Source organism: Streptomyces sp. G45 (assembly GCF_049542095.1).
Lineage (GTDB): Bacteria > Actinomycetota > Actinomycetes > Streptomycetales > Streptomycetaceae > Streptomyces.
Genome location: NZ_JBMUZU010000002.1, coordinates 160,215 through 170,957 on the forward strand (window position 1 = coordinate 160,215; position 10,743 = coordinate 170,957).

Below are 10,743 nucleotides of genomic sequence, written 5' to 3' on the forward strand. Positions count from 1 at the left end.
GTGCGCGGGCAGTTCCGATTCCGCCGCGATAATGATCCACACCCCTCCCCGCATGGATCGGAATCACCCGCGCTAAAAAACCGTCAAGGCCGCGGATCCGGTTGAAAAAGCCAGCCGCATCGGCTATTTCCGCGGCGGGTCATCACGCCTGAAGGGTGCCGTTCACACAGGTCACGCTCGCGCCCGCCACCCAGATGTCCTCGCCCCGCGCCTCGACGGTGAGCACGCCCTGGCGGCCCAGGCGCGCGCCCTGGCCGACGCGGAAGTCGCGCGGCGCCGCCCCGCTGCCGATGAGCCACTGCGCGAGGCCCGCGGTGAGGCTGCCGGTGACGGGGTCCTCGCGCACGCCCTTGGGCAGCGCGAACGCGCGGACCTCGTACGCCACGGGCGAGCCCGCGGGGTAGGCGCCGATCACGCCGAGGGTGAGGTCGCGCATGTGCTGGTCGTCCGGCTCCAGGGCCAGCACCTCCTCGGCGGAGGCGAGCTGGACGGCGGCCCAGCCGGGCCCGTTGTCGACCCACTGGTGGCCGGTGATCCGGGCGCGGTCGACGCCGAGCCCGCGGGCGACGCGCTCCACCAGCTCCTCGTCGAGGGGCCCGTCGCGGCGCAGGGCGGGCGCGAGGAAGCCGAGCCCGCCGTCGGTGATCCGCACCGGCACGAGCCCCGCGCCGCACTCCTGCGTCACCTGCCCCGGCTTCCTCGGGGTGCCCCCGGCCTCCAGCCAGGCGTGTGCGGAGCCCAGCGTGGGGTGCCCGGCGAACGGGATCTCGCCGCCGGGCGTGAAGACGCGCAGCCCGTAGTCGGCGTCGTCGCCGGAGGGCGGGACGACGAACGTCGTCTCGGACAGGTTGGTCCACCGCGCGATCCGCGCCATGTCCTGGTCGGGGATCCCGTCGCCGTCGAGGACGACGGCGACGGGATTGCCCAGGTAGGGGACCTCGGTGAACACGTCGACCTGCGCGAAGCGGCGCGCGCGGGAGGGCCGCGGCGTCATGCGTCCGCCCCCGGCTCTCCCCGCTCCCCTGGTTCTCCCCGCTCCCCCGGCTCGCCCGGCTTTCCCGGCTCTCCCAGGCCCTCGCCCTCGCCCTCGACGAGGACCAGGTCCATGTGCGTGCCCTCGCGCAGCGGGACGATGGCGCGGTACTCGGGCGAGGTGTACCAGCGGCGGGCGTCCGCGGCCGTGGGGAAGCCCATCACCGACAGGTGCTGGGGCCGCCAGTCGCCCTCCAGGACCTCGAACTCCCCGCCGCGGATGACGAATCCGCCGCCGTAGAGCTTCAGCGTCTCCAGGACCTTGGCGCGGTACTCCGCCATGGCCTCCTTGTCGCCGATGACGCCGACGTTGCCGATCAGTAGTGCCGTCATGCCGTGTCTACCGTGTCCTCTCGGATGAGCCGCGGGGGTGTGGGGGGTGCGCGGGCGGGGGTCAGCAGCTGAAGTCGACCTCGGTGCCGAGGCCGAGGCGGCGGGCGGCGCGGACGACGGCGAACCCGGAGGCGACGTCCTGCGCGGCCATGCCGAGCGATTTGTAGAGCGTGCGCTCGGCGGGGGCCGTGCGGCCGGGGTGCTTGCCGAGGAGCACCTCGCCGATCTCGGTCAGCGGCCGGTCGGCGGGCACCAGGCCCTCCTCGACGGGCGCCGCGATCTCGGAGGACTCCCGCTGGGCGCCCTCCCTGCTGTCCACGAACACCGTGCAGGACGCCACCGCGGCCGCGTCCAGCTCGCGCTTGCCGGGCACGGACGAGCCGACGGCGTTGACGTGCACGCCCTGGGCCAGGTCCGCGGCCCGCACCACGGGTTCGACGGTGTCGACGGTGGTGCACACCAGGTCGGCGCCGCGCAGCGCGTCCGCGGGCGTGGCGGTGAGTTCCACCTCGACCCCGGCCCGCTCCCGCGCCCACGCCACGAACTCCTCGGCCCGCTGGCTGCCCCGGTTCCACAGCCGCACCCGGCGCAGGGTGCGGATCTCCCGCAGCGCCAGCAGATGGCTGCGCGCCTGCGTTCCGGCGCCGATCAGGGCCAGGTCGCCCGCGTCGGGCGCGGCCAGGGCCTCGGTCGCCACGGCGGACGCGGCGGCCGTGCGCAGCGCGGTCACGGACGCCCCGTCGATCAGGGCCAGCGGCTGCGCGGTCTCGGGGTCGAACACCACCACCATGCCGACGTGCGTGGGCAGGCCGCGGGCGGTGTTGCCCGGCGCGTGCAGCACCGCCTTCAGGCCGTACCCCGTGTCGGGGTCGCCGCTGACGTGGCAGGGCATGACGCCGAGCAGCGAGGAGTCCCCCGCGCCGAGCACGGTGCGCACCGGCTGGACGACGTCGCCGCCGCTGTAGCGGCGCATCACCTCGGCCACCACCCGGTGCGCGTCGGCCACCGGCAGGGCCTGGCGCACCTGGTCTCCGTTGAGGAGCAGCATCAGCTCGCCTCCTTCTTCCGCTCGTAGGACGCGCTCTGCTCGTACGACGCCCTCGGTGCCTGCGGGGAGTGCGCCGCGGTCCTGCTGAACACCGACCAGACCATGCGGATGGGCCGGGTGCGGGAGATGAACTCCAGGCCGTGCAGCTGCGCCGCGGGCACGGTGGTCAGCGCGAGGTCGGCGGTGCCCTCGACGGCGGCGCGGGCGGCGGCGCTGGTGGAGTTGTGGTGGATGACCTTGTACGACTCGTGCCGGTGCGGCAGGAGCTGGGCGATGATCGGCTCGGGCGCGGGGTGGCTGGCGATGGTCGGGGCGTCCGGCACCAGGTGGCCGCCGCGGCGCACGGCGATGCCGTACAGCGGGGTGTCCATGACGAAGACCCCGGCCAGTTCGATGTCCGGGTCCATGTAGAAGGGGTTGATGCCCTTGTAGGCGTTGGCCACGACGATGTGGCTGACCTCTCGGGCGTGGAGGGCGTCGCCCGCCTTCTCGTAGGTGTCGAAGAGGTGGATGTCGGCGGTCGGCCCGTCGGGCCCGGCCATCTGAGCGGCGTACCGCTTCGCGGCCACTTCGCTGCTCGTGCCGGGCGGTCCGAGCGTGCCGACCACCGCGGGCTGGTCGGAGCCGGGGCGCAGGAGAGAGATGAAGTTAGGCAGCGTCATCCGCTTTTCCCTTTGCTTTGCCTGGGTGTGAGGTGGTGGGGCCCGCGGGTGCGGGGGTGAGGGGGGTGAGCCACTCGGGGTGGGCCGGGGAGCCCTCGCCGGTCACGGCCGCGGTGTACAGGGCGGCCACCCGGGCCGCGACGGGCCCCGCGGCGCCGCCGCCGACGTCCCGGCCGGACAGCTCGACCACGGCGGCGACCTCCTTGCCGGTGGAGGTGAGGAACACCTCGTCGGCGGTGTACAGGTCCGCGGGGCTGAGCGGGCGCTCACGGACCGGCAGCCCGGCCTCCTGGCACAGGGTGAACACGGTGTCCCGGGTGAGGCCGGGCAGCAGGTCGCCGGAGTCCGGCGGGGTGGTGAGGACGCCGTCGCGCACCGCGAAGACGTTGGCGGTGCTGGCCTCGGCGACGTTGCCCGCCTGGTCGAGCAGGATGGCGTCGTCGTATCCGGCGGCGCGGGCCTCGTCGCAGGCGAGGGCGCTGGTCACATAGCCGCCGGCGATCTTCGCCTGGGCGGGGAACGCGTCGCGCGGCGGGCGCCGCCAGGAGCTGAGGGCGCAGCGCACCTCGTGCACGCCGCGGGCGGTGGGGTAGCCGAACGTGGTGATGGACAGCGCGTCGGACACCCCGGCGAGGGAGACCCCGGGGGGCGTGCCCGGCAGCAGGGACAGCTTGTGCGCGACGGGGCGGACGTAGACGTCGCCGTCGTGCTCGTTGCGGCGCAGCAGCTCGGCGGTGATGTCGACGAGTTCGCCGGGGGTCGCCGGGATGTCGGTGATGCGCAGTGTCCGGCAGGCGCGCAGCATGCGCGCGTAGTGCTCGTGCGCGCGGAACAGGCGCAGGGCGCCGTCGTGCCCGCGGTAGGCGCGGATGCCCTCGAACACCGCGGTCCCGTAGTGCAGTCCCTGCGTGGACAGCGGCAGCCGCGGGGCGCCCGAGGGCACGAACTCGCCGCGGTCGTACGCCCAGGGGCCGAGGCCCAGCTGGGAGCGGCGCTGGGCGGGGGCGGAGGGGGTCTCCGCGGCGGGGCCCTCGGCGGCGGGGCTCTCGGCAGCGATGGGGCTCTCGGCGGCGGGGCTCGGGGCGGAGGCGCCGGGCATCAGGCCCTCCCCGCCGCGATCCGCTCGGCCGAGTGGGACTCCACCGAGGACCCGGCGCCCGCCTCGCGGAGGTCCACCACGCGCGCGGCCTTCCAGCTGACCATGGCTCCGGTGCTGGTGATGGGGCCGGGGTCGCCGAAGGTCACGCTCAGCGCGGTGTCCAGCTCCGCGCGGCAGTCCGCGGCGGCCCGGTCGATGGCGTCGGCCCAGGGCCGGTCCTGGTCGGCGTGCAGGGTCAGGGACAGCAGGTCCCTGCCCTGGTCGTCGCTGGTGACGGTGATCTGGTAGTCGAGGTAGCCGCGCAGGTGGCGAAGGAGCAGGTGCTCCAGGTCGTAGCCGTTGACGAGGTGCCCGTTGAGCCGGAGCCGGTCGCGGACGCGGCCCACGGGCTCCAGGGACGGCGCGGGGACGGCGGCGTCGGGCCCGGGGTCGGTCAGGCGCACCATGTCGCCGGTGCGGTAGCGCACGAGGGGCTTGGCGCCGGTGTACAGGTTGGTGATGACCAGTTCGCCGTAGCGCACGCCGTCGGGGCCCGGCGCCACGGGTTCGCCGGTGGCGGGGTCGATCACCTCGTACAGGTTGATCAGCGGGGCGGTGCGCAGGGTGCCGTCGGCGGTGGCCGCGGCGAGGACGGAGGCCTCCTGGGAGGCGTACAGGCAGTTGTGCGCCTCGGCGCCCCAGAGCGCGCCGATGTTCTCGCGCAGGCTGGGGGACATCAGCTCGCCGGTGAGCATGAGCACGTCGAGCGAGAAGTCCTTCTGGGGGTCGAGGCCCGCCTCGACGGCCTTCTTGGCCAGGCGCAGCGCCATGCCGGGGGTGCAGAACAGGCCGGTGATGGGCAGCAGCCGCATCACCTCGAGGGCCCGGTCGAAGCCGATCACCGGGGAGTGCGGCCACATCTTGGCCACCGCGTGGCCCAGGTTGCGGCAGACGTCGCCGAAGGTGTCGCCGGTGGCGTGCAGTTCCGTGGGGCCGGAGACTCCGATGACCTGGCCGTCGCCGTGCGGGGCGAAGATGTCCCGGTAGTAGGCCGTGAGCACGGTGTTGTTGTGGATGGTGTCCCCGTTGGTGCGGGGGCAGGGGGTGGGCTTGCCGGTGGTGCCGGTGGTCTCGTAGAACGTCCAGGCCTCGGAAACCGGCAGCGACAGCATGTCGAACTGGGCCTGCTGGAGGTCCTGCTTGGTGGTGAAGGGCAGGCTCCCGACGTCGTCCAGGGTCAGCCCGGCGATCTGTGCCTCGGAGAGGTCGGCCAGCCTGGCGCGGTAGAACGGGGAGCGGGCGCGGACGTAGGCGAGCACCTCGCGGAGCTTGCCGGTCTGGTGGGCGGCGAGGTCGTCGGCCGTCCACTTGCCCCGGCCGAACTCGTCGAAGAGGCCCCGCAGTTCGTCGGTGAGCGCGGCGGCGCCCGGGTCGTATCGCGTGAACACTCGGTCCTCCCTCAGTCGTTAAGGTCGGCGACGACCCAGTCGGATATCGCCCGCCACTTCTGCACGGACTCCTGGTGGAACGCGTTCTTCTGGTACTTCTCCAGGGCGTCGAGGTCCGCCAGTACGCCGATGACGGCGAAGTCATAGGAAATGGCACGGTCGACGACGTTCCAGCCCACCCGCCATTCGACGAGTTCCGGCACGTGCTCGCCGACCTGGCGGGCGAACTTCTCCGCCTCGATCACGGCCGGGTCGGAGCGTTCGATGCCGTCCTTCAGCTTGAAAAGAGCGATGTGCGTGATCACGACTGCCTTTCGTGCGGGTAGGGGGCCCGTTTCCGGTGGGTCTCGCCGGGGTGAGCCGTGCGGGTGGCGGCCGTGGCACTGTCCCGCCGGCGGGACCGGCGAAACAAGGGACGCCGCCCCCTGGCGGCCACGGGTCGATTTCCTCTACTGCCGCGGGGTATTTCCCCCCACACGGCCGCGGGCGGTTCGCGCTAACGGCCGCGGGCGGATTCCGCCTCGATCACATCGAGGATCTCCCGGCCCTGGTCGACCAGGTACATGTGATCGCCCGGGAATTCCACATAGCCGAACGCGCCGGACGTGGTCGCGTCCCGCCACTGCCGCGCCTCGTCGGCCGTGACCAGGCCGTCGCGGTCGCCGCGCAGCGAGCAGATCGGCACCGCGACCGGCTCGTCGGTGCTCGGCACGTAGTTCTCGTGCATCTCGCAGTCGGCCTGGAGCACGGGCAGGATCAGCTCCCGCATCTCCGGGTGGTCCAGGGCCTCGTGGCGGAAGCCCGCGAACTCCTCGACCCGGGCGAGGAACTCCTCGTCGGGCAGGCCCGTCGCCCGCCGCTCGCGCTGGGTCCACGGCCCCGGCGAGCCGCTGACGACAAGCCGCTCGACGCGCACGCCCCGCTGGCTCAGCAGGTGCGCCAGCTCGTAGGCGAGCACGGCGCCCAGGCTGTGCCCGAACAGCACGGTCCGGGTGCCCGCGCCGAGTTCGGCGACCACGTCGTCGACGGTGTTCTTGGCCGCCTCGACGACGTTCCGGTACGGCGTCTCCAGGAGCCGCTTCTCCCTGCCGGGCAGCGCGACCGGAACCACGCGCCACCGGTCACCGGCCAGTTCGCGCCACGGGTGGAAGAACGAGGGCCCCGCTCCCGCGAACGGCACGCACACCAGCGCGTCCTGGCCCAACTCCCCCGTCGACATGCCGGGCTCTGTCACCCCGACCAACCCCCATCAGACATCAGCATCGCGTTCAGCGTTCGGATCAGCGTTCGGAATCAGCGTTCGGACGTGCGCCACGGCCGCGGGCCGGTCACCCGGCGAGCTCCGCGAGCTTGTGGTTGATGACCCGCATCACCTCGGCCACGGCCGCGGGCATGTTCATCTCGTGGTGCGTGGCGCGCACGTCGTGGACCTCGATGGAGCCGCGCACATAGGGCCGCCACAGATGGGCGTACGACTGCTCCTGGAGGGTGGCGTTGAAGAACAGGACGTCGCCGTCGTACACGGGCGACTGGAAGTCCATCATCAGCAGGTGGTTGTTGGTGAGGACCTTCGCCATGGCGTCGAGGAAGTCCTGCCGGTTGTCGGTGCCGATGTACTGGCCGAAGAACTCCTCCAGCTCGGCCCGGTAGTCCGGCAGCTCCTTGCCCTGGTGGACCTCCACGAAGCCGTGCCCGCCCGGCTGGGAGTCCAGGATGGCCACGAAGGCGATCTCGTGGCCGCGCCGGTCGAGGGCCTCGGCGATGGCGTGCACGACGGTGCCGCCGTAGGACCAGCCGATGAGGTGGAAGGGCCCCTCCGGCTGGATCTTCAGCATCTCGCTGACGTAGTCCTCGACCATCTCCTCCACGGACGCCGCCAGCGTGTCCACGCCGTCGGACCCGCGGGCCTGGAGGGCGTAGGCGGGGTGGTCCGGGGTGTGCGCCACAAAGCTGAAGTACGTCCAGCCGAGGCCGCCGCCGCCGTGGATGAACCACAGCGGGGGCTTGCCGTTGCCGGGGTCGGCGTTGAGTTCGAGGACCACCGCGAGCGGGTCGGAGGACTCAGCGGGCGTGGTGACGAGCAGCAGCGCGGCCAGCTCGCCCGCCGTGGGGTACTTGATGATCGTGCGCAGCGGGATGTCGATGTCGAACGCGGCGCGGATGCGGGTGCTGAGCCGGGTGGCGAGCAGGGAGTGGCCGCCGAGTTCGAAGAAGTCGTCGTCGACGCCGACGCGCTCGACGCCGAGGAGTTCGGCGAACAGGGCGCACATCGTCGCCTCGTGGGAGTTGCGGGGCTCCCGGCTGACCTCGACGGCCGTGTCCTCGGCGGGCAGGGCCGCGCGGTCGAGCTTGCCGTTGGGGGTGAGCGGGACCTCGGTGAGCGGGATGAGCGCGGCGGGCACCATGTAGTCGGGCAGGCTTCCGCGCAGGTAGGCGGGCAGCTCGGCGAGCAGCGCCGGGACGCCGCCGTCGGCCGCGGCGGCGGCGGGCTCGGGCACCACGTAGCCGACGATGCGCTTGTCCCCTTCCTGGTTCTCACGGACCGCGGCCGCCGCCTGCGCGACGCCGGGGTGGCCGGTCAGCAGGTGCTCGATCTCGCCGAGTTCGATGCGGAAGCCGCGGATCTTCACCTGGAAGTCGGTGCGCTCCAGGTACTCCAGCTGGCCGTCCGCGTCCCAGCGCACCAGGTCCCCGGTGCGGTACATGCGTGCCCCCGCCGGGCCGAACGGGCAGGCCACGAACCGCTCCGCGGTCAGCTCCGGCCGCCCCTGGTAGCCGCGGGCCATCCCGGCCCCGGCGATGTACAGCTCGCCCGGCACCCCGCCCGGCACCGGGCGCAGCCGCGCGTCGAGGACGTACACCCGGTGGTTGCCCATGGGGCGTCCGATGGGCGCGCCCCGGCCCGGCTCCACGCGGGCCTCGGTGCACCAGGTGACGGTCTCGGTGGGGCCGTACATGTTGAACACCTCGGCGGCCTGGCGGGCCAGGGTGTCGGCGAGGCGCACCGGCACGGCCTCCGCGCCGATGATGATCCGCAGGTCCTTCGCGGCGTTCGGGTCGTGCATCAGGAGCATCTGCCAGAAGGCGGGCGTGGCCTGGACGACGGTGACCGCGTGGCGGCGCATCAGGTCGAGGACGGCCGCCGGGTCGGTGACGGTGTCCTTGTCCGCCACCACCATGGTGGCGCCGGAGACGAACGGCTGGTACAGCTCGGTGTTCGCCATGTCGAAGGCCACGGTGGTGCTGAACAGGACGCGGTCGGCGGCGGACATCGGGAAGCGGCGCTGGTTCCCGGCCAGGTAGTTGGCGACGGCGCCGCGCGGGATGGTCACGCCCTTGGGCCTGCCCGTGGAGCCCGACGTGTAGATGACGTACTGGGCGTTCTCGGGCCGGACCGTCACCTCGGGCGGGGTGTCGGGGTGGGCGGTCCAGTCGACGCCCGCCAGTGTCTCGGCGTCGAGGACGAGCAGCGGGTCGGCGTGGTCGAGGATGTAGTCGATGCGGGAGCGCGGGTGGTCGGGGTCGATCGGGACGTACGCGCCACCGGACTTGATGACCGCGAGGAGCGCCACGACGAGGTTCACGGTGCGCGGCAGGAGGACGGCGACCCGTGACTCCGCGGCGACGCCGCGCCCGGCGAGCCAGTGCGCGAGCCGGTTGGAGCGGGCCTCGAGCTCCCGGTAGGTGAGCGTCTCCTCGGCGCCGATGACGGCCGTGGCGTCGGGGGTGGCCGCGACCTGGCGGCGCACCGCCTCGATCAGGTCCAGGGTCGGTTCGGCGGTGTCGTTGACGTCCACCACGAGGTGCCGGCGCTCGGCGGCGCTGAGCACGTCGACGTCCCCGACGCACATGCCCGGGTCGGCGACGAACTGCTCCAGGACGCGCGCGAAGCGGATGCCGATGGTGTGGACGGTGTCCCGGTCGAACACGTCGGTGGCGTACGAGATGTCGCCGCGCAGGGCGCCCTCGTCGTCCAGGGCCATGTTGAAGAACAGGTCGACCTTGGACGTGGTGGGGACGGTCTGCTCGACCTCCAGGGTGAGCCCGGCGAGCTCCAGGTCGGGGCGGGCGTAGTTCTGGAAGCCGAGCATCACCTGGAACAGCGGCTGGTAGGCGGCCGACCGCTCGGGGTTGAGGGCCTCCACCAGCGTGTCGAAGGGCACGTCCTGGTGCTCGTAGGCGGCGAGGGACTTGTCGCGCACCTGGGTCAGCAGATCGGTGAAGGAAGGATCGCCGGACAGGTCGACGCGCAGCACCTGGGTGTTGACGAAGAACCCGACGAGGTCGGCGAGGGCCTCGTCGGTGCGCCCGGCGATGGAGCTGCCGATCGTGACGTCGTCGCCGCCGCCGAGCTTGCGCAGCAGCACCGCGAGCGCGGCGTGCAGCACCATGGACAGGGTCGCGCCGCGCTCGTCGGACAGCTTCTGGAGCCCGGCGGCGACCTCCGGCTCCACGGTGAGGCCGACGGTGGCGCCGCGCCCGCTGGCGCGGGCGGGCCGGGGGCGGTCCAGGGGCAGGTTCAGCGGCTGCGGGACGCCGGACAGCTCCGTGCGCCAGTAGGCGACCTGCCGGGCGGCGAGGCTGTCGGGGTCGTTCACGTCGCCCAGCAGCTCGCGCTGCCACATCGTGTAGTCCTTGTACTGCACGGGCAGCGGCTCCCACGCCGGGGCCCGGCCGTCGAGGCGCGCGGTGTACGCGGTGGCCAGGTCCCGCACCAGGGGCGCGCCGGAGCTGCCGTCGGTGGCGATGTGGTGGATCACCAGGGCGAGCACGTGCTCCTCGGGCGCGCAGCGGAACAGCCGTACCTGGAGCGGGAGTTCGGCGGCGAGGTCGAAGCGGTAGGCGAAGGCCTCCTCGACCGCCGCGGACACCGCGTCGGGTGCCACGTCGATGAGCGGCACCTCGGGCGCGGCCTCGGCGGTCGGCAGGATGCGCTGGTACAGCTCGCCGTCGCCGGTCTCCCCGTAGACGGTGCGCAGGATCTCGTGCCGGTCGACCACGTCGCGCAGCGCGGCGGTGAGCGCGTCCCGGTCCAGGGGCCCGGTGAGGCGGAAGGCCGCGGGCATGTTCCAGTTCTCCGACCCGCCCTCGAGCTGGTGCAGGATCCACATGCGGCGTTGTGCGAAGGACAGCGGAATCATC

General features: G+C 72.9%; 9 protein-coding genes. All 9 read right to left on the reverse strand.

The window, feature by feature from the left end; translation table 11 throughout:
• Window positions 1-142 precede the first annotated feature (142 nt).
• Entirely contained in the window at window positions 143-994 is an 852-nt protein-coding gene (locus ACOBQU_RS39595) for a PhzF family phenazine biosynthesis protein (RefSeq protein ID WP_423635305.1), read from the reverse strand.
• The gene (locus ACOBQU_RS39600) at window positions 991-1,365 is read right to left on the reverse strand and encodes a DUF1330 domain-containing protein (protein ID WP_423635307.1); all 375 of its coding nucleotides are present in this window, start codon (window positions 1,363-1,365) and stop codon (window positions 991-993) included. The genes ACOBQU_RS39595 and ACOBQU_RS39600 overlap by 4 nt, the downstream gene beginning before the upstream one ends.
• Window positions 1,366-1,426: 61 nt before the next feature.
• The gene (locus tag ACOBQU_RS39605) at window positions 1,427-2,413 is read right to left on the reverse strand and encodes an ornithine cyclodeaminase family protein (protein WP_423635309.1); all 987 of its coding nucleotides are present in this window, start codon (window positions 2,411-2,413) and stop codon (window positions 1,427-1,429) included.
• On the reverse strand, window positions 2,413-3,075 hold the full coding sequence (locus tag ACOBQU_RS39610) for a prephenate dehydratase domain-containing protein (protein ID WP_423635311.1): 663 nt from the start codon (window positions 3,073-3,075) through the stop codon (window positions 2,413-2,415). The genes ACOBQU_RS39605 and ACOBQU_RS39610 overlap by 1 nt, the downstream gene beginning before the upstream one ends.
• Window positions 3,062-4,174, reverse strand: a complete 1,113-nt coding sequence (locus ACOBQU_RS39615) for an aminotransferase class IV (protein WP_423635313.1) — start codon at window positions 4,172-4,174, stop codon at window positions 3,062-3,064. Before ACOBQU_RS39615 ends, ACOBQU_RS39610 begins: the two co-directional genes overlap by 14 nt.
• Window positions 4,174-5,601 (reverse strand): phenylacetate--CoA ligase family protein, encoded by a 1,428-nt coding sequence (locus tag ACOBQU_RS39620; RefSeq protein ID WP_423635315.1) that lies wholly within the window; start codon window positions 5,599-5,601, stop codon window positions 4,174-4,176. The genes ACOBQU_RS39615 and ACOBQU_RS39620 overlap by 1 nt, the downstream gene beginning before the upstream one ends.
• 11 nt (window positions 5,602-5,612) lie before the next feature.
• Window positions 5,613-5,906 (reverse strand): Dabb family protein, encoded by a 294-nt coding sequence (locus ACOBQU_RS39625; RefSeq protein ID WP_423635317.1) that lies wholly within the window; start codon window positions 5,904-5,906, stop codon window positions 5,613-5,615.
• 191 nt (window positions 5,907-6,097) lie between these two features.
• Window positions 6,098-6,820: a thioesterase II family protein gene (locus ACOBQU_RS39630; RefSeq protein ID WP_423635608.1), complete on the reverse strand. Its 723-nt coding sequence runs from the start codon at window positions 6,818-6,820 to the stop codon at window positions 6,098-6,100.
• A gap of 109 nt (window positions 6,821-6,929) precedes the next feature.
• Entirely contained in the window at window positions 6,930-10,742 is a 3,813-nt protein-coding gene (locus ACOBQU_RS39635) for a non-ribosomal peptide synthetase (protein ID WP_423635319.1), read from the reverse strand.
• Window position 10,743: the final 1 nt, after the last annotated feature.

What these genes read in the sequence shown, in the direction of transcription:
- ACOBQU_RS39630 (WP_423635608.1), bottom strand. Translation starts at nt 6,820, where the DNA reads ATGTCGACGGGGGAGTTGGGCCAGGACGCGCTGGTGTGCGTGCCGTTC.
- ACOBQU_RS39600 (WP_423635307.1), bottom strand. Translation starts at nt 1,365, where the DNA reads ATGACGGCACTACTGATCGGCAACGTCGGCGTCATCGGCGACAAGGAG.
- ACOBQU_RS39605 (WP_423635309.1), bottom strand. Translation starts at nt 2,413, where the DNA reads ATGCTGCTCCTCAACGGAGACCAGGTGCGCCAGGCCCTGCCGGTGGCC.
- ACOBQU_RS39635 (WP_423635319.1), bottom strand. Translation starts at nt 10,742, where the DNA reads ATGATTCCGCTGTCCTTCGCACAACGCCGCATGTGGATCCTGCACCAG.
- ACOBQU_RS39615 (WP_423635313.1), bottom strand. Translation starts at nt 4,174, where the DNA reads ATGCCCGGCGCCTCCGCCCCGAGCCCCGCCGCCGAGAGCCCCATCGCT.
- ACOBQU_RS39595 (WP_423635305.1), bottom strand. Translation starts at nt 994, where the DNA reads ATGACGCCGCGGCCCTCCCGCGCGCGCCGCTTCGCGCAGGTCGACGTG.
- ACOBQU_RS39610 (WP_423635311.1), bottom strand. Translation starts at nt 3,075, where the DNA reads ATGACGCTGCCTAACTTCATCTCTCTCCTGCGCCCCGGCTCCGACCAG.